An 18,756-nucleotide genomic window follows, 5' to 3' on the forward strand; every position below is an offset into this window, starting at 1 on the left:
ATGGCCGAGCAGCACAGTGGTGCCAGCGGCGCCGACCTCCACCTGGTCGGCGTGACCAAGCGGTTCGGGGCCTTCACGGCGGTCGACGACCTGACCCTCACGGTGCCCCGCGGATCGTTCTTCGCCCTGCTCGGCGCGTCCGGGTGCGGCAAGACGACCACCTTGCGGATGATCGCCGGCCTCGAGGAGCCGACGGCTGGCCGGGTGATGCTCGGCGACCAGGACGTGACCCGGCTGCGGCCCTACAAGCGGCCGGTGAACACGGTGTTCCAGTCCTACGCGCTGTTCCCGCACCTCTCCATCGCGGACAACGTGGCGTTCGGCCTGCGCCGGCGCGGCGTGCGGCAGTACGCCGACCAGGTGGAGCGCATGCTCCACCTGGTCGAGATGGACGGCTTCGGCAAGCGGCGGCCGGCCCAGCTCTCCGGCGGCCAGCAGCAGCGCGTCGCGCTGGCCCGGGCGCTCATCAACCACCCGCAGGTGCTGCTGCTCGACGAGCCGCTCGGCGCGCTCGACCTCAAGCTGCGCCGGCAGATGCAGGTCGAGCTCAAGCGGATCCAGACCGAGGTCGGGATCACGTTCGTCCACGTCACGCACGACCAGGAGGAGGCCATGACGATGGCCGACACGGTCGCGGTGATGAACGCGGGGAAGATCGAGCAGCTCGGCTCGCCCGTGGAGATGTACGACTTCCCCGGTACCGCGTTCGTCGCGAACTTCCTCGGCCAGTCGAACCTGCTCGCCGGCGCCGTCACCGGGCGCAACGGCGACGACCTGCTGGTCGAGGCGTACGGCGGCCGCTACTCGGTGCCCGCCGGGCGGGCCCGCGCCGCCGACGGCACCGTCTGGCTCGGCGTCCGGCCGGAGAAGCTGCACGTCGGCACCGAGGTGCCGGCCGGGCAGCAGGGCGTGCGGGGCATCGTCACCGACTCGTCGTACATGGGCGTCAGCACGCAGTACCTCGTGCGCGCCGAATGGGGCGACGAGCTCACCGTCTTCGTGCCGAACCAGGGCGTGTCCGCGCCGCTCGCCGTGGCGAGCGAGGTGACGGTGTCCTGGCGGCCCGAGCACGCGTTCCTGCTCGCCCGCCCCGCCGGCGAGACGCAGGCGCCGGTCGTGGACGCCGAGGAAGTGCCCGCGTGAGCGCGCTCGGGCAACTGGGCGCGGGGACGGGTCCCGCGCCGGAGCTGCACAAGCCGCGCAAGAGCTGGCTGCCCTACCTGCTGCTCCTGCCCGGCGGGCTCTGGCTGATCGTGTTCTTCGCGGTGCCCGCCGTCCAGCTGTTCGCGACCAGCCTCTACGACCCGGGCGGGTCGCTGGAGAACGGCTACGTGATGACGTGGCACTTCGCGAACTACGCCGACGCCGTCCAGGAGTACCTGCCGCACTTCGGGCGCTCCATCGGCTACGCCGCGCTCACCACGGCCATCTCGCTGCTCGTCGGCTACCCGCTCGCCTACGCGATCGCGGTCAAGGGCGGCCGGTGGAAGAACGTGCTGCTCATCTGCGTCATCGCGCCGTTCTTCACCAGCTTCCTGATCCGGACGCTGGCCTGGAAGGTCATCCTCTCCGACGGCGGCTGGGTCGTGTCGACGCTCAACTGGCTGCACGTGCCGCTGCCCGACGGGCGGCTGCTGGCGACCACCCCGGCCGTGATCGCCGGGCTGGTCTACAACTTCCTGCCGTTCATGGTGCTCCCGCTGTACGCCAGCCTGGAGAAGCTCGACCCGCGCCTCATCGAGGCGGCCGGCGACCTCTACGCCCGGCCGGCGGCCCGCTTCACCCGGGTGATCCTGCCGCTGTCGATGCCCGGCGTCGTGGCCGGCACGCTGCTGACGTTCATCCCCGCCGCCGGCGACTACATCAACGCGCAGCTGCTCGGGACGAACCGGCAGTACATGATCGGCAACGTCATCCAGTCGAAGTTCCTGCGCGTGGGCGACTACCCCGCCGCCGCCGCGCTGTCGTTCACCCTGATGGCGGCGATCCTCGTGCTGGTCTTCGTCTACGTGCGCCGCGCCGGAACCGACGAGGTGCTGTGATGGTCCATCGCCTCCGCCGCTTCGCCGCCGACCACTGGGTGATGGCGATCGGCCTGCTGGTGCTGCTGTACCTCTTCGTGCCGATCGCCGTGGTCGCCGCCATGTCGTTCCGCGACGCCGGCCGCAACGCGCCCTACACGCTGCAGAACTACAGGTTCACCTGGGACCACTGGGCGCACCCGTTCGGCACCGCCGGCATCGGCGACGCCTTCTGGACGAGCATCGCGATCGCGCTCATCTCCACCCTGGTCGCCACGATCCTCGGCACGCTGATGTCGTTCGCCCTGGCCCGGCACCGGTTCCGCGGCCGGGCCGCCACCAACACCCTCATCTTCCTGCCGATGGCCACCCCCGAGATCGTGATGGGCTCGTCGCTGCTGGCGCTGTTCGTCGCGTCGGGCGTGCAGCTCGGCTTCTGGACGATCGTCATCGCCCACGTGATGTTCTGCCTGTCGTTCGTGGTCGTCACGGTGAAGGCCCGCCTCGCCGGGCTCGACCCGCGGCTGCAGGAGGCGGCGATGGACCTCTACGCCAACGAGACGCAGACGTTCCTGCGCGTGACGCTGCCGCTGGTCATGCCGGGCATCGTGGCGGCGGCGCTGCTGTCGTTCTCGCTGTCGTTCGACGACTTCATCGTCACCAACTTCAACTCCGGCACCGTCGTGACGTTCCCGATGTTCGTCTGGGGAGCGTCGCAGCGCGGCATCCCGCCGCAGATCAACGTGATCGGCACGGCGATGTTCGTCATCTCGTTCCTGATCGTCCTCATCGGACAGCTGCCCCGCCTGCGCCGGAAGGCCTGACATGCGACTGCTTATCGTCGGAGCCGGCGGCGTCGGTACCGCGGCCGTGCGCATCGCCGCCCGCCGCACGTTCTTCGAGCACTGCGTGGTGGCCGACTACTCGCTCGACCGCGCCCAGGCGGCGGTGTCCTCGGTCGCCTCGGTGGACGGCGCGCGGTTCAGCGCAGTCCAGCTGGACGCGTCGTCGTCCGGCGCGGTCGCCGAGCTGTGCACGTCGCTGCGGATCACGCACGTGCTCAACGCGGTCGACCCGAGGTTCGTCATGCCGATCTTCGACGGCGCCTTCGCCGCCGGGGTCGACTACCTCGACATGGCGATGTCGCTGTCGCGGCCGCACCCGACCCGGCCCTACGAGCTGACCGGGGTGAAGCTCGGCGACGAGCAGTTCGCCGCGGCCGACGCGTGGGCCGCCGCCGGCCGGCTCGCCCTCTGCGGCATCGGCGTCGAGCCGGGGCTGTCGGACGTCTTCGCGCGGTACGCCGCCGACCACCTCTTCGCCGAGGTGCACGACATCGGCGTCCGCGACGGCTCCGACCTGGTCGTCGAGGGCTACGACTTCGCGCCGTCGTTCTCGATCTGGACCACGATCGAGGAGTGCCTGAACCCGCCGGTGGTCTACGAGAAGGACCGCGGCTGGTTCGTCACCCGGCCGTTCTCGGAGCCGGAGATCTTCGACTTCCCGGCCGGCATCGGCCCCGTCGAGTGCGTGAACGTGGAGCACGAGGAGGTGCTGCTGATCCCGCGGTGGGTCGACGCCCGGCGCGTGACGTTCAAGTACGGCCTGGGCAACGAGTTCATCGAGGTCCTCAAGACCATCCACAAGCTCGGCCTGGACGCCACGGCGAAGGTCCGTGTCGGCGACGTCGAGGTCTCGCCGCGCGACGTGGTCGCCGCGTGCCTGCCCGACCCGGCGACGCTCGGCGACCGGATGCACGGCAAGACCTGCGCCGGCACCTACGTCACCGGCCTCGGCCGCGACGGCCGCCCGCGGGCCACCTACCTGTACCACGTGGTCGACAACGCCTGGTCGATGCGCGAGTACGGCTCGCAGGCCGTCGTCTGGCAGACCGCGATCAACCCGGTCGTCGCGCTGGAGCTGCTCGCCGCCGGCGCCTGGTCGGGCCGCGGGGTGCTCGGCCCGGAGGCGCTGCCGGCCAAGCCGTTCCTCGACCTGCTCACCGAGTACGGCTCTCCGTGGGGTATCCAGGAGAAATGACCGGTCCGGAGCGAAGCGGAGGGGCCGGGCACCATGAGCTCAGTGTGCAGGCCGTGTGACCGGAGCGAAGCGGGGGTCGCATGACCCGATACGGTCCCATGTTCGGCCCGGACATCACGTTCCTGGGCGTTCCCCGGTGCGACCTGTCCTCCCTCGCGGATGCCGACGTCGTCATCCTGGGCGCGCCCTTCGACGGCGGCACCTCGCACCGGCCGGGCACGCGCTTCGGCCCGCAAGCCATCCGGCAGGCGTGCTACCTGCCGCACGACGGCTCCCGCCCGTCGCTCGCCCTGCGCGTCGACGCGCTGCAGGACCTGCGCGTGCTCGACGCCGGCGACGTCGAGATGTTCTCCGGCGACGCGGCCCGTTCCGTCGCCGCGCTGGAGGATGCGGTACATCGGGTGGCCGCCGCCGGCGCGATCCCGATCGTCCTCGGCGGCGACCACACGATCGCCTGGCCCGACGCCACCGGCGTGGCCCGCGAGCTCGGCTTCGGCCGCGTCTCGATGGTCCACTTCGACGCGCACGCCGACACGGGTGACACCGAGTTCGGCTCGCTGATCGGCCACGGCCAGCCGATGCGCCGCCTGATCGAGTCCGGCGCCGTGCGCGGCGACCGCTTCCTGCAGATCGGCCTGCGGGGGTACTGGCCCGGCCCGCAGACCCTCTCCTGGATGGCCGAGCAGCGGATGCGCTCGTACGAGATGACCGAGATCGTCGCCCGCGGCCTGGACGAGTGCCTGACCGAGGCGTTCGCCATCGCGGTCGACGAGTGCGACGGTGTCTTCCTGTCGGTCGACGTCGACGTGGTCGACCCAGGCATGGCCCCCGGCACCGGCACGCCGGAGCCGGGCGGGCTGACGTCGCGCCAGCTCCTGGACGCGGTCCGTCGCTGCTGCTACGAGCTGCCGATCGTCGGCGTGGACGTGGTCGAGGTCAGCCCGCCCTACGACCACGCCGAGATCACGGCGTACCTGGCCAACCGCGTGGTCCTGGAGGCCCTGTCCGCCCTGGCCAGACGCCGCCGCGGCGACGAGTGGAACCCCCGCCAGCCCCTCCTCGACGCCCGCTGACCCCGCCCCCCGCCCCCACCCCCCAACGCGTCGATCTTGCAGTTGTGGTGCCGCGACACTCCCACGATGTCCGGGTTTGGGGGGCACCACAACTGCAAGATCGACGCGGAGCGGTTTCCACAACGCGGGCGGTGTCCACAGGATGGCGCCGTTGGGCGAGCGGAGGCGTCCGGAATCGGGAACCGTATGCCGGCGTGGATGGCGAGCTGCGTACCTACCAGGAGATGTTGGCGAGCGGGATGTCGCGTCAGCGACTGCGCGACCAGGTTGCCGCCGGGCGGGTCGAGCCGGTGGTCAGGAGCGTCTACGGTCCGGCCGTCGTTGACCAGATCGATCGCCTGCAGGCGACGCTGCTGCGGTTGCCCTCGGACGTGTTGCTGAGTCATCAGTCCGCCGCCGCGCTGTTCGGTTTCGCGCTCGCGCCGAGGGCGATCCACGTGACGTTCCCGGCCGGCATGGCGAAACCGAGGCTCGACGGGGTGATCGCCCACGAGGCGGTTCTGCCGGTGGGGGCGCCGATGATGCATTTCGGCGTCCGTTGCACCCCGCCCGCGCGGGCGGCGATCGATTTGGCGCGGTCCGGTCGGCGCTTCGACGGGATCGCGGTGCTCGACGCCGCGCTGCGCACCGGGTTGGTGGACGCCGACGGGCTCGCCGTGGAGGTCGTCCGGCACGGCAAGCTCCGTGGGGTCCGGCAGGCCCGTGAGCTGGTTCCTCTGGCCGACGGCGGTGCTGAGTGCGCGCAGGAGAGCCACTTGCGGTTGTTGCTCGTCGACGGCCGGTTGCCGGCACCGAGGACGCAGGTCTGGGCCCGGTCGGAGCAGGGCAGTGGCGTCTACCGCCTCGATCTCGCTTACGAGGACAAGAAGGTCGGTGTCGAGTACGACGGCGCATCGCACTTGGATCCGGCCGCGATGCACCGCGACCGCCGCCGCGCGAACTGGTTGGCGGCACACGGATGGATCATGCGGCATTTCACGGCCCGAGACCTGTACGGTCCGCCCGGCCACGTGGTGCGAACGGTCTACGATGCCCTCCGCTTGCGTTGATCTTGCAGTTGTGGTGCCGCCCAAATCCGGACATCCCGGGAGTGTCGCGGCACCACAACTGCAAGATCGACGGGGAGGGGGTCAGGCGAGGGCGGACTCCAGGCGGTCGAGTGCCTGGGCGAGGGTCTCGTCGTCCATGACCAGCGGCGGGAGGAAGCGGATCACGTTCGAATACGTGCCGCAGGTGAGCAGCAGCAGGCCCGCCTCGTGGGCCGCCTTCTGGATCGCCGCCGTGCGGGCCGGGTCCGGGGTGGCACCCAGCGGGGCGCCCCGGCCGTGGACGCGCTCCGCGGTGAGGGTGCCGGGCGTCGCCGAGCCCGGGACCACGATCTCCATGGCCAGCATGGCGCCGCGGCCGCGGACGTCGCCGATGTACGGACGGGACGAGGCGAGCTCGCGCAGGCGGGGGACCATGACCGACTCGATCCGCCGGGCGGCCGCGCCGAGGTCCAGCTCCCGCATGGTCTCGATCGAGGCCAGGGCGGCGGCGCAGGCGATCGGGTTGCCGCCGTAGGTGCCGCCCAGGCCGCCGGCGTGGACCGCGTCCATGACGGTGGCGCGGCCGGTGACGGCGGCCAGGGGAAGCCCGCCCGCGATGCCCTTCGCGGTGGTGACCAGGTCGGGTTCGACGCCCTCGAACGTCGAGGCGAACCAGTCGCCCGTGCGGCAGAAGCCGGTCTGGATCTCGTCGGCGACGAACAGCGCCCCGGCGCCGCGGGCCCAGGTCGCCAGCGACGACAGGAAGCCCGGCGCCGGGACCACGAAGCCGCCCTCGCCCTGGATGGGCTCGATGAGCACGGCGGCCACCTGGTCGGCGCCGACCTGCTTCTCGATGGTGTTGATTGCCAGGGCGGCCGCGTCCGGTCCGGACAGGCCGTCGCGGTACGGGTACGACATGGGGACGCGGTAGACCTCCCCGGCGAACGGCCCGAAGCGGTGCTTGTACGGCATCGCCTTCGCGGTCAGGGCCATCGTCAGGTTGGTCCGGCCGTGGTAGGCGTGGTCGAACACGACGACGGCCGGCCGCCCGGTGGCGTGCCGGGCGATCTTCACCGCGTTCTCGACCGCCTCGGCGCCCGAGTTGAACAGCGCCGAGCGCTTCTCGAACGCGCCCGGCGTGAGCGCGTTCAGCTGCTCGCAGACGGCGACGTAGCTCTCGTACGGCGCGATCATGAAGCAGGTGTGGGTGAACCGCTCGGCCTGCCGCTTGACGGCCTCGACGACCCGTGGGGCCGAGTTGCCGACGTTGGTGACCGCGATGCCGGCCGCCAGGTCGATCCACTCGCGACCGTCCACATCGGACAGCGTGCCGCCCGCGGCGTGGTCCACATAGGACGAGATCATGCTGCTGACGCCGCGGGCGACGGCGGCGGTGCGGCGCTTGTGCAGGTCTGCGGACTGTGACATCACAGCTCGATGTTGTGCATGACGTGCTTGACCCGGGTGTAGTCCTCCAGCCCGTACATCGACAGGTCCTTGCCGTAGCCGGACTGCTTGAAGCCGCCGTGGGGCATCTCGGCGACGATCGGGATGTGCGTGTTGACCCACACGCAGCCGAAGTCGAGGCGGCGGGTCATCCGCATCGCGCGGCCGTGGTCGCGGGTCCAGACCGACGACGCCAACCCGTACTCGACGCCGTTGGCCCAGCGGACCGCCTCGTCCTCGTCGCTGAACCGCTGCACGGTGATGACCGGGCCGAACACCTCGTCCTGGATGATCTCGTCGTCCTGGCGCAGGCCGGACACGACCGTCGGCGAGTAGAAGTAGCCCCGGTCGCCGACCCGGGCGCCGCCGGCGTCGACCGAGGCGTGGCCGGGGAGCCGGTCGATGAACCCGCCGACGCGGGCCAGCTGGTTGGCGTTGTTGAGCGGGCCGTAGAGGATGTCCTCGTCGTCCGGCGCGCCGGTCTTCGTCGCCGCGGCCTGCTCGCTGAGCGCGGCAACGAAGTCGGCGTAGATGCCCGGGCCGGCGAGCACCCGGGTGGCGGCGGTGCAGTCCTGACCGGCGTTGAAGTACCCGGCCACGGCGATCGCCTCGGCCGCCGCGGCGAGGTCGGCGTCGTCGAAGACCACGACCGGGGCCTTGCCGCCGAGCTCCAGGTGGGTGCGCTTGAGCGACGGCGCGGCCGCGGCCGCCACCTCGCGCCCGGCGCGGACCGAGCCGGTGATCGAGACGAACTGCGGCGTCGGGTGGTTGACCAGCGCCCGGCCGGTCTCCCGGTCGCCGGTGACGACGTTGAGCACGCCCGGCGGCAGGAACTCGGCCGCGAGCTCGGCCAGCAGCAGGGTCGAGACCGGGGTCGTGTCCGACGGCTTGAGCACGACCGTGTTGCCGGCGGCGAGCGCCGGGGCGATCTTCCAGACCGCCATCATGAGCGGGTAGTTCCAGGGCGTGACCTGCGCGCAGACGCCGATCGGCTCGCGCCGCACGTAGCTCGTGTGGCCCTTCATGTACTCGCCGGCGGACTTGCCCTCCAGCACCCGGGCCGCGCCCGCGAAGAAGCGGATCTGGTCGATCGCGGGCGGGAGCTCGTCGCTGGCGGTGAGCGCCCGGGGCTTGCCGGTGTTGCGGACCTCGGCGTCGATCACCTCGGCGGCCCGGTCCTCCATGGCGTCGGCGAGCTTCAGCAGCGCCCGCTGCCGCTCGGACGGCGTCGCGTCGCGCCAGGTCTCGAACGCCTTCGCGGCGGCCTTCACGGCCCGGTCGACGTCCTCGGCGCCGGACACCGGCGCGGACGCGAAGACCTCGCCGGTCGTCGGGTCGATCAGGTCGGAATAGCGGCCGTCGGCGGGAGCCACGTGGGCGCCGTCGACGAAATTCTGCAGTTGCTTGGTCATGTCCACTCCTTTGAGTGCCGGCAGCCACATCTTTCCATCGAATCCGCAGTGCACAACCCCATGAGCAACTGTTTCCGCGCCGTGAACGGGAATAGGATTGGGATCGTGACCCCGTTCTACATCGCCGGTCGCCCGGCCACCAGCGACGACGTCGTCGACATCCGGCATCCCTTCGACGGGCGGGTCGTCGGCAGGACGGCGTATGCCACCCCCGAGCAGGTCGAGACGGCCGTCGCCGCGGCCACCGCCGCGGCGAACGTCGCCGCCGCCCTGCCGGCGAGCGCCCGGGCCGCGGCGCTCGACCACGTGAGCGCCCGCCTCAAGGAGCGCGCCGAGGAGGTCGCCCGGCTCATCACCGCCGAGAACGGCAAGCCGGTGAAGTGGTCGCGGGGCGAGGTCGGCCGCGCGGTCTCGACATTCCGCTGGGCGGCGGAGGAGGCGCGCCGGTTCTCCGGCAGCGTCCAGCGGCTCGACACCGACCCCGCCGCGACCGGCCGGATGGCGTTCGTGAAGCGGGTCCCGCGCGGGCCGGTGCTCGGCATCTCGCCGTTCAACTTCCCGCTCAACCTGGTCGCGCACAAGGTCGCGCCGGCGATCGCGGTCGGCGCGCCGATCGTGCTCAAGCCGGCCCCGGCGACGCCGCTGAGCGCGCTGCTGCTCGGCGAGATCCTGGCCGAGACCGAGCTGCCCGAGGGCATGTGGTCGGTCGTGCCGGTGCCCAACGACCGGGCGTCCGCGCTGGTCGCCGACCCGCGGCTGCCGGTCGTGTCGTTCACCGGCTCGGGCCCGGTCGGCTGGCAGATCCGCGACGCGGTGCCGCGCAAGCACGTCACCCTGGAGCTCGGCGGCAACGCGGCGGTGGTCGTCTGCGCCGACTGGGACGACCTCGACTGGGCCGCGACCCGCATCGCCACCTTCTCCAACTACCAGGCCGGGCAGAGCTGCATCGCCGTCCAGCGGGTGTACGTCCACGAGCGGCACTACGACGCCGTGGCCGACAAGCTCGTCGCCGCCGTCGAGGCGCAGCGCACCGGCGACCCGTCCGACGACGCGACCGACGTCGGCCCGCTCATCAGCGAGGCCGCCGCGGAGCGCGTCGAGGCGTGGGTCAACGAGGCCGTCGCGGCCGGCGCGAAGCTGCTCACGGGCGGGGCGCGGGACGGCGCCGCCTACGCCCCCACCGTCCTCGCCGGCGCCCCCGTCGCCACGAAGGTCGTCGCCGAGGAGGTCTTCGGCCCCGTGCTGGTCCTGGAGCGGATCACCTCGGACGAGGAGGGCTTCGCCGCGGTCAACGACTCGCAGTACGGCCTGCAGGCGGGCGTCTTCACCCGGCGGCTCGACCGGGCGTTCGAGGCGCACCGGGTGCTCGACGTCGGCGGCGTCATCGTCGGCGACGTGCCGAGCTACCGCGCCGACCAGATGCCGTACGGCGGGTCGAAGGCCAGCGGCGTCGGCCGCGAGGGCCTGGCGTCCGCGATGGCCGACTACACCGAGGAACGGGTGATGGTGCTGACCGGCCTGCAGCTGTAGCCACTCCAGGCGGCTACTCCCAGCCCGGCCGGGCCTCGTCGGCCGCCGACCCCGGCGGCCGGCTCGCCTCGCTGAGCGACGGGTCGAACACGTCGGGTTCGATGAAGATGAAGCACTCGTAGCTCAGCGCCTCCCGGACCCGCGCCTCGGCCCGGTTGATCGCGCGCGCCACGTGGCCCATCGACTCGTCGGGCCGCACCGCCACCTTGGCCGCGATGAGCAGCTGGTCGGGGCCGAGGTGCATGGTCCGCAGGTGGATCATGCGCTCGACCAGCGGCTCCCGCTCGATCGCCGCCTCGATCCGGTGCAGCGTGGCGTTGTCGGCCGACTCGCCGATGAGCAGGCTGCGCATCCGCTGCGACAGCGTGATCGAGATGACCACGAGCAGCGCGCCGATCGCCAGGGTGCCGGCGGCGTCCCAGCGCCCGTCCCCGGTGACCACCGCGAGGGTGATGCCCACGAGGGCGAACGTGAGGCCGGTCAGCGCGCCGAAGTCCTCGGCCAGCACGACCGGCAGCTCGGGGGAGCGGGTGGTGCGGATGAACCGCAGCCAGGGCAGGCCGCGGCGGGACGGCTGGGCCTCGTGGACGGCCGTGCGCAGCGAGAAGCCCTCCAGCACGATCGAGATCCCGAGCACCGCGAACGCCCAGACCGGCGACTCCACCGGCTTCGGGTCGTGCAGCTTCTCGTAGCCCTCGAACAGCGCGAACACGCCGCCGACCAGGAAGATGACCAGGGTGACGAGGAAGCCGTAGAAGTACCGGAAGCGGGCGTAGCCGAACGGGTGCAGCTGGCTGGCGCGCTGCTGCGCCCGGCGCCCGCCGACGAGCAGCAGCACCTGGTTGGCGGTGTCGGCCACCGAGTGCACGGCCTCGGCCAGCAGCGAGGACGACCCGGTGAACAGGAACGCGACGAACTTGCTGACCGCGATGCCGAGGTTGGCGGCGAGCGCGGCGACGATCGCCCGGACGGAGTTACCTTCCTCGGCCATGATTCATCCTGTACCACAACCTTTACGCGATCTCACCCTCGCAACTCCGGACTGACACGTGCACGGAACGCATCGGCACTAGGCTTCCCCACTAGGAACAGCGACCACGACAGGGGTAGGGGACTGTGATCGACCTGAGCCGGATCGTCAAGGCGTACGACGTGCGGGGCACCGTGCCGGACCAGCTCAACGAGCCGGTGGCCGAGGCACTGGGCCGTGCCTTCGTGCAGACGCTGCGCGACCGCGGCGAGTTCGCCGAGCGGATCGTCACCGCGCACGACATGCGGGAGTCCGGTCCGGCGCTGGCGGGCGCGTTCGCCGCCGGTGCGCGCGCCGAGGGCGCCGACATCGTGGAGGCGGGCCTGGGATCGACCGACCTGCTCTACTATGCGTCGGGCTCGCTGGACCTGCCGGGTGCGATGTTCACGGCGAGTCACAATCCCGCGCGGTACAACGGGATCAAACTCTGCAAGCAGGGCGCCAAGCCCGTCGGTCAGGACACCGGGCTGGCCGAGATCCGCTCGCGCGCCCAGGCGCTGCTCGACGCGGGTGACCGCGCGGGTGAGCCGAAGGGTGGCCTGGAGCGGCGCGGCCTGCTCACCGACTACGCCGCGCACCTGCGCACGCTGGTCGACCTGACCGGCATCCGCCCGCTGACCGTGGTCGTCGACGCCGGCAACGGCATGGGCGGCTACACGGTGCCGGCGGTGCTGGGCGAGGGCCTGCCGCTGACGATCGTCCCGCTGTACTTCGAGCTCGACGGCTCGTTCCCCAACCACGAGGCCAACCCGCTGGAGCCGGCCAACCTGGTCGACCTGCAGGCCAAGGTGCGCGAGACCGGCGCCGACCTGGGGCTCGCCTTCGACGGCGACGCCGACCGCTGCTTCGTGGTCGACGAGCGCGGCGAGGCCGTCTCGCCGTCGACGATCACCGCGATGGTGGCCGTCCGCGAGCTGGCCAAGGTGCCCGGCGCCACGATCATCCACAACCTGATCACCTCGCGGGTGGTGCCGGAGATCGTCGCCGAGCACGGCGGCGTCGCGGTGCGCACCCGGGTCGGCCACTCGTTCATCAAGGGCGAGATGGCCCGCACCGGCGCCGTCTTCGGCGGCGAGCACTCGGCGCACTACTACTTCCGCGACTTCTGGGGCGCCGACACCGGCATGCTCGCCGCGATGCACACGCTCGCGATGCTCGGCGGGCAGGCCGCGCCGCTGTCCGCGCTCGCCAAGGACTACGAGCGGTACGCTGCGTCGGGAGAGATCAACTCGACGGTCGCCGACCAGGCCGCGAAGATGGCGGAGATCGAGGCGGCGTTCCCGGTGCCGGTCGACCGCCTCGACGGCATCACGCTGGACTTCCCCGACGGCAGCTGGGCCAACGTGCGGCCGTCGAACACCGAGCCGCTGCTGCGGCTCAACGTCGAGGCGCCGACCGCCGAGCGGATGGCGGCCCTGCGCGATGAGATGCTGGGTGTGATCCGCCGCTGACGAACGCACGAAGGAGATGGCACGCGTGTCCGTCGACCCCGCCCTGCTTTCCATCCTGCGCTGCCCCGACGAGCACCACGCCGAGCTCACGCTCGACGCGGACGAGCAGACGCTGACCTGCACCGAGTGCGGCCGGATCTACGAGATCCGCGACGGCATCCCGGTCCTGCTGCTCGACGAGGCGCGCACCGCACCGGCCGAGGGGGAGCAGCAGTGAACCCGCTGGAGGGCACCGCGGGCGTCCGCGGGCACCGGGAGGTCGACCTGGCGCTGCTCGACAACGCCGAGTCGCTGGAGCGCAACGACCCGGGCGGCATGCTGCGGGCCACGGCGTCGGCCGGCGCCCAGGTGCGGGAGTCGGCCGCCCTGGCCGCCGAGGCGGACCTGAGCCAGCTCGCCGACGAGGGCCGGCCGCGCGCGGTGGTCGTCGCCGGCGTCGGCACCGCCGCGCGCACCGGCGACATCCTGGAGACCGTCGCCGGGCCGCGCTGCCCGGTGCCGGTCCTCGCGCACCGCAGCGCCGGCATCCCGGGCTGGGTCGGCGCCGCCGACGTGGTCATCGCGGTGTCGGCGTCGGGCCGCTCCCCGGAGGCGCTCGCCGCGGCCGAGGCGGCCGGCCGCCGCGGCGCCCGGCTGGTCGCCATCGGGGCGCCCGACACCCAGCTGCACGCCCTCGCCGACCGGTTCCGGGCGCCGTTCATCCCGGTGCCCCGCCGCGCCCCGGCCCGGGCCAGCCTGTGGGGGCTCGCCGTGCCGGTGCTGCTCGCCGGCCGCCAGCTCGGCCTGATCAAGGTCAACGAGGCGGACTTCGCGGAGACCGCGTCGCGCCTCGACGCCGACGCCGACCGCTGCCGGACGACCCTGGAGTCGTTCGTCAACCCGGGCAAGAGCCTCGCGCTCGACCTGGCCCACTCGGTGCCGGTCATCTGGGGCTCGTCGCCGCTGGCCACGGTGGCCGCGCGGCGCTTCGGCGACACGCTGGCCGCCAACGCCCGGTACCCCGCCGTCGCCGGCGCCCTCGGCGAGGCGGGCCGCGGCCGGGTCGGCCTGATCGACGGCGTCTACGGCGGCCTGGCCGAGGCCGACCGCGACATCTTCGCCGACCCGTCCGACGAGGAGAGCGGCGGCCCGACCCGGCTGCGGCTGGTCCTGCTGCGCGACGGCGGGCTGGCCAACGACGACGAGGAGCTCGACGGCGAGCCGACCGTGGTGGAGGAGCGGCGCGCCGAGGCGATCCAGGAGCTGGCCGAACGCCGCGGTGTCCGAGTGAGCCTGATCACCGCCGAGGGTGGCTCGGCGCTGGAGCGCTTGGCCTCGCTCGTTGCTGTGCCGGACTTCGCCTCCATCTATCTTGGACTCGCGCACGGCTTCGACCCGATGGCCGTGCCCGCCGTGTCCGAGATGAAGGAGCTGGTGAGCCCGTGATCGGTCCGCGTTCGGTTCAGTGTGGCGCCCGCCGCCGCGAAGCGGTGGCGTCGTGAGCACCGAGGGCGGCACGAAGGCCGTCGTCGCGGCGCTCTTCGCGAACCTCGGCATCGCCGTGACGAAGTTCGTCGCGTTCGCCCTGACCGGGTCCTCGTCGATGCTCGCCGAGGCCATCCACTCGGTCGCCGACTCCGGCAACCAGGGCCTGCTGCTCTTCGGCGGCCGGCAGGCCGAACGGCCCGCCACCGCGCGCCACCCGTTCGGCTACGGTCGCGACCGGTATATCTACGCCTTCGTCGTCGCCGTCGTGCTGTTCTTCGTCGGTGGCGTGTTCGCGCTGTACGAGGCGTGGCACAAGCTGGCCGACCCGCACCCGATCGAGGAGTGGAAGTGGGTGCCGGTCGCGGTGCTCGTCGCCGCGATCGTCATGGAGAGCCTGTCCTTCCGGACGGCCATCATCGAGACCAGGAAGATCAAGGGCGAGGCGTCGTGGTGGCAGTTCATCCGCCGCGCCAAGCAGCCCGAGCTGCCGGTCATCCTCCTCGAGGACCTCGCCGCCCTGCTCGGCCTCGTCTTCGCGCTGTTCGGCGTCGGGCTGACGCTGATCACGGACAACGGCATCTGGGACGGTGTCGGCACCGCCCTGATCGGCGTGCTGCTCATCGTGGTCGCCGCGATCCTCGCGGTGGAGATGAAGAGCCTGCTGGTCGGCGAGTCGGCCGCCCCCGACCAGATCGACGCGATCGAGCAGGCCATCGTCGACGGCCCCGAGGTCGAGCGCGTGATCCACATGCGCACCGTCCACCTGGGCCCCGACGAGCTGCTCGTCGCGGCGAAGATCGCGGTGCGGCACAACGAGACGGCCGACGAGATCGCCCGCGGCATCGACGCGGCCGAGGCCCGCATCCGGGCCGCCGTGCCGATCGCCCGCGTCATCTATCTGGAGCCCGACATCTACCAGGCGGGGAAGGCCGCGCGCGAGACGGCCGCCCCCTCGACGGCGGAGGCGCATTAGCTTGGAGCTGCTGGAGAGCCCGATCCGCAAGTACGCGTGGGGGTCGCACACCGCGATCGCCACCCTGCAGGGTCGCCCGGCGCCGACGGAGGACCCGGAGGCGGAGCTGTGGATGGGCGCCCACCCGGCGAGCCCGTCCCGGCTCGCGGTGAGCGGCACGTCGCTCGTCGACGCGGTCGCCGCCGCCCCGGAGACCCTGCTGGGCCCCCGCAACGTCGAGCGGTTCGGGCTCCGGCTGCCGTTCCTGCTGAAGGTGCTGGCCGCGGCCCAGCCGCTGTCCCTGCAGGCCCACCCGGACCTGCAGCGGGCGCGCGAGCGGTTCGCGGCCGGCCACGCCTCCTACGTCGACGCCTGGCACAAGCCGGAGATGCTCGTCGCGGTCACCGACTTCGACGCCCTGTGCGGCTTCCGCGACCCGGCCGCCACGGCCCGCGAACTGGCGGCGCTGAACGTCCCGCGCCTGAAGGCGACGATCGACGCCCTGAGCCAGCCCGACCCGGCCAAGGCCCTGCACGACGCGGTGCGCGGCCTGCTGGGCCAGCCCGACCCCGAGCTGGTGGCGGACGTGGTGGCCGCCAGTCGCCGGGGCGACCTCGTCGCCGACCTGGCCAGGCAGTATCCGGGCGACACCGGCGTCATCGTCGCCACCCTCCTCAACCGGGTCCGCCTCCACCCCGGCGAGGCGGTCTGGATGCCGGCGGGCAACCTGCACGCATACCTGCAGGGCGTCGGCGTCGAGATCATGGCCGCCTCGGACAACGTCCTGCGGGGCGGCCTGACCCCGAAGCACGTGGACGTGGACGAGCTCCTGCACGTGCTGCGCTTCGAGATCCTGGAGGATCCGGTGACCCGCCCGGTGACGCTGGCTCCGGGCCTGACGTCGTACCCGGTGCCCATCGAGGACTTCACCCTCCACCGCGCCGCCGTGGACGCGCAGACCCCCGCGGTCCGCTTCCCGGCCGGCGGCCCCCGCATCGTCCTCTGCATCCGGGGCAGCCTGCGCGTCGACGACGGGGTGGTCCCGGTGACCCTGACGCGGGGCCAGGCGGCGTTCGCCCCGGCGTCGCGCGGGGAGCTCGCGGTGAGCGGCGTCGGCGAGGCCTACCAGGCGGCCACTCCGTAGCGCGCGCCGCACTGCGCAACCCTTCATGATCGATGGAGCCGGCTGGCTGCCATGGCAACCAGGAGTCTCCATGGATCATGGACGGCCCCGAGCCGCTGACGTTGCACGTCGCGCTGCATGATCGTGGGAACGATCTGGCGCCGCGTCTCGCGCCGGACATATCCGAAATGTCGGGCGACGCCTTGTTGCGCGGGACCGCGGCGAGGGCTCGGCGTGCCGTCAAGCCTCGCCGTCGGCGGGGCGTGCGCTCGAACGCTTCGCTGACCCGGCGTGCCGTCGAAGCCCCTTCGCCGGCAAGCCTTCGCCGACAGCAGCACGCGAGCGCGGTACAAGTCCGGCTTGACCGATTTTTGCGACTTGCTTGACATTCGCATTGCGGAGAGTAGTGTTTCAGCTACGCAGGGTTTGGCGATGAGCGCAAGCCGCATGCGGGGGAACCAAACCGGGGGGAAGCACGGGGCGGTGAGAGTGATCTCACCGCCCCGTGCGCTGTCCAGAACCCGATCCACGGCCCCGCGAGGCGGTTGGTGCTCGGCAACTCACGCCGCGTACCGTGAAAGGTCGCCGCAACGCCTCTGAAGAAGCAGGAGATTGCATTGACCAGCACGCTGCCGCCGCGGACCGAGCCGGGGGACCGCCCGCAGACCGTCGCCGACGGCGACTTCAAGGTGGCGGATCTCTCCCTCGCGGCCTTCGGGCGCAAGGAAATCCAGCTCGCCGAGCACGAGATGCCCGGTCTGATGGCGATCCGCCGCGAGTTCGCCGCCGCGCAGCCGCTGCGTGGTGCGCGGATCACCGGATCGCTGCACATGACGATCCAGACCGCGGTCCTGATCGAGACCCTCGTCGCCCTCGGCGCGCAGGTGCGGTGGGCGAGCTGCAACATCTTCTCCACCCAGGACCACGCGGCCGCCGCCATCGCGGTCGGCCCCGAGGGCACGCCGGAGAAGCCGCAGGGCGTCCCGGTGTATGCCTGGAAGGGCGAGACGCTGGAGGAGTACTGGTGGTGCACCGAGCAGGTGCTCGTCTGGCCCGACGGTCAGGGCCCCAACATGATCCTCGACGACGGCGGTGACGCCACCCTGCTCGTGCACAAGGGTGCCGAGTTCGAGGGTGCGGGCGCGGTGCCGTCGCCGGACACGGCCGACTCGGAGGAGTACGGCGTGATCCTGGGCCTGCTGCAGCGCTCGCTGCAGGAGGACAACCGCCGCTGGACCCGCGTCGCCGCCGGCATCAAGGGCGTGACGGAGGAGACCACGACGGGCGTGCACCGCCTGTACGAGATGCAGCAGCAGGGCACGCTGCTCTTCCCGGCGATCAACGTCAACGACTCGGTGACGAAGTCGAAGTTCGACAACAAGTACGGTTGCCGCCACTCGCTCATCGACGGCATCAACCGGGCCACCGACGTGCTCATCGGCGGCAAGGTCGCGGTCGTGTTCGGCTACGGCGACGTGGGCAAGGGCTGCGCCGAGTCGCTGCGCGGCCAGGGCGCCCGGGTCATCGTCACCGAGGTCGACCCGATCTGCGCGCTGCAGGCCGCGATGGACGGCTACCAGGTCGCCACGATCGAGGACGTCGTCGAGACCGCGGACATCTTCGTCACCGCGACCGGCTGCCTCGACGTCATCACCGCCGACCACATGGCGCGGATGAAGCACCAGGCGATCGTCGGCAACATCGGCCACTTCGACAACGAGATCGACATGGCCGGCCTGGCCCGCCGCGCGGACGTCAAGAGGATCAACATCAAGCCGCAGGTCGACGAGTGGAAGTTCGACGACGGCCACTCGATCATCGTGCTCTCCGAGGGCCGCCTGCTGAACCTCGGCAACGCGACCGGGCACCCGTCCTTCGTGATGTCGAACAGCTTCGCCAACCAGGTCATCGCGCAGATCGAGCTGTTCACCAAGCTCGAGCAGTATCCGGTGGGCGTCTACACGCTGCCGAAGCACCTCGACGAGAAGGTCGCCCGCCTGCACCTCGACGCGCTGGGCGTCAAGCTCACCGAGCTGACGAAGAAGCAGGCCGAGTATCTCGGCGTCCCGGTGGAGGGCCCGTACAAGTCGGACCACTACCGCTACTGACATCCGCTCCGCATGGCGGGGTCCGGTCGTGTGACCGGACCCCGTTTGTGTTCTACAAGCTTGTAGCGGATCATC

Annotated in this window: 16 protein-coding genes; 13 read left to right on the forward strand and 3 right to left on the reverse strand. The window is 71.8% G+C overall.

Features of this window, described 5'->3' with window-relative positions; all coding sequences use genetic code 11:
• The 6 genes from IEZ31_RS19760 to IEZ31_RS19785 all read left to right on the forward strand — a co-directional run bounded on the left by IEZ31_RS19760 (position 1) and on the right by IEZ31_RS19785 (position 6,183).
• Positions 1–1,143, forward strand: a complete 1,143-nt coding sequence (locus IEZ31_RS19760; RefSeq protein WP_190251380.1) for an ABC transporter ATP-binding protein — start codon at positions 1–3, stop codon at positions 1,141–1,143.
• Positions 1,140–2,042, forward strand: coding sequence for an ABC transporter permease (locus IEZ31_RS19765; RefSeq protein WP_190251381.1), 903 nt, complete (start codon positions 1,140–1,142; stop codon positions 2,040–2,042). Before IEZ31_RS19760 ends, IEZ31_RS19765 begins: the two co-directional genes overlap by 4 nt.
• The gene (locus IEZ31_RS19770; RefSeq protein ID WP_229835547.1) at positions 2,042–2,845 is read left to right on the forward strand and encodes an ABC transporter permease; all 804 of its coding nucleotides are present in this window, start codon (positions 2,042–2,044) and stop codon (positions 2,843–2,845) included. The genes IEZ31_RS19765 and IEZ31_RS19770 overlap by 1 nt, the downstream gene beginning before the upstream one ends.
• A gap of 1 nt (position 2,846) precedes the next feature.
• Positions 2,847–4,061 (forward strand): saccharopine dehydrogenase family protein, encoded by a 1,215-nt coding sequence (locus tag IEZ31_RS19775; RefSeq protein ID WP_190251382.1) that lies wholly within the window; start codon positions 2,847–2,849, stop codon positions 4,059–4,061.
• Positions 4,062–4,141: 80 nt separating this feature from the next.
• Positions 4,142–5,134, forward strand: coding sequence for an agmatinase (gene speB, locus IEZ31_RS19780; protein WP_190251383.1), 993 nt, complete (start codon positions 4,142–4,144; stop codon positions 5,132–5,134).
• 194 nt (positions 5,135–5,328) lie between these two features.
• Positions 5,329–6,183, forward strand: a complete 855-nt coding sequence (locus IEZ31_RS19785; protein WP_229835548.1) for a type IV toxin-antitoxin system AbiEi family antitoxin — start codon at positions 5,329–5,331, stop codon at positions 6,181–6,183.
• 81 nt (positions 6,184–6,264) lie between these two features.
• Here IEZ31_RS19785 and gabT read toward each other — a convergent pair whose 3' ends face one another.
• Positions 6,265–7,590 carry a 4-aminobutyrate--2-oxoglutarate transaminase gene (gene gabT / locus IEZ31_RS19790; RefSeq protein WP_190251384.1) on the reverse strand — a complete coding sequence of 442 codons (1,326 nt, stop codon included), beginning with the start codon at positions 7,588–7,590 and terminating at the stop codon, positions 6,265–6,267.
• Positions 7,590–9,020 (reverse strand): gamma-aminobutyraldehyde dehydrogenase, encoded by a 1,431-nt coding sequence (locus tag IEZ31_RS19795; RefSeq protein ID WP_190251385.1) that lies wholly within the window; start codon positions 9,018–9,020, stop codon positions 7,590–7,592. Before IEZ31_RS19795 ends, gabT begins: the two co-directional genes overlap by 1 nt.
• A 60-nt stretch (positions 9,021–9,080) precedes the next feature.
• Between IEZ31_RS19795 and IEZ31_RS19800 the strand changes: the two genes are divergently transcribed.
• Positions 9,081–10,550 carry an aldehyde dehydrogenase family protein gene (locus IEZ31_RS19800; RefSeq protein WP_190251386.1) on the forward strand — a complete coding sequence of 490 codons (1,470 nt, stop codon included), beginning with the start codon at positions 9,081–9,083 and terminating at the stop codon, positions 10,548–10,550.
• A gap of 13 nt (positions 10,551–10,563) precedes the next feature.
• On the opposite strand, the gene IEZ31_RS19805 is transcribed toward IEZ31_RS19800, so the two are convergent.
• A complete protein-coding gene (locus tag IEZ31_RS19805) occupies positions 10,564–11,541 on the reverse strand; it encodes a cation diffusion facilitator family transporter (protein ID WP_190251387.1) in 978 nt (325 codons plus the stop codon).
• A 125-nt stretch (positions 11,542–11,666) separates the two neighbouring features.
• Between IEZ31_RS19805 and IEZ31_RS19810 the strand changes: the two genes are divergently transcribed.
• The 6 genes from IEZ31_RS19810 to ahcY all read left to right on the forward strand — a co-directional run bounded on the left by IEZ31_RS19810 (position 11,667) and on the right by ahcY (position 18,681).
• A complete protein-coding gene (locus IEZ31_RS19810; protein WP_190251388.1) occupies positions 11,667–13,031 on the forward strand; it encodes a phosphomannomutase/phosphoglucomutase in 1,365 nt (454 codons plus the stop codon).
• Positions 13,032–13,056: 25 nt separating this feature from the next.
• Positions 13,057–13,248: a Trm112 family protein gene (locus IEZ31_RS19815; protein ID WP_190251389.1), complete on the forward strand. Its 192-nt coding sequence runs from the start codon at positions 13,057–13,059 to the stop codon at positions 13,246–13,248.
• Positions 13,249–13,253: 5 nt separating this feature from the next.
• Positions 13,254–14,456 (forward strand): SIS domain-containing protein, encoded by a 1,203-nt coding sequence (locus IEZ31_RS19820; protein ID WP_190251498.1) that lies wholly within the window; start codon positions 13,254–13,256, stop codon positions 14,454–14,456.
• Positions 14,457–14,508: 52 nt separating this feature from the next.
• Entirely contained in the window at positions 14,509–15,471 is a 963-nt protein-coding gene (locus tag IEZ31_RS19825) for a cation diffusion facilitator family transporter (RefSeq protein ID WP_190251390.1), read from the forward strand.
• Between the two features lies 1 nt (position 15,472).
• Positions 15,473–16,594, forward strand: coding sequence for a mannose-6-phosphate isomerase, class I (gene manA, locus IEZ31_RS19830; protein ID WP_190251391.1), 1,122 nt, complete (start codon positions 15,473–15,475; stop codon positions 16,592–16,594).
• A gap of 596 nt (positions 16,595–17,190) precedes the next feature.
• Positions 17,191–18,681: an adenosylhomocysteinase gene (gene ahcY / locus IEZ31_RS19835; protein WP_190251392.1), complete on the forward strand. Its 1,491-nt coding sequence runs from the start codon at positions 17,191–17,193 to the stop codon at positions 18,679–18,681.
• Positions 18,682–18,756 lie beyond the last annotated feature (75 nt).

It is taken from the genome of Dactylosporangium sucinum, assembly GCF_014647515.1.
GTDB lineage: Bacteria > Actinomycetota > Actinomycetes > Mycobacteriales > Micromonosporaceae > Dactylosporangium > Dactylosporangium sucinum.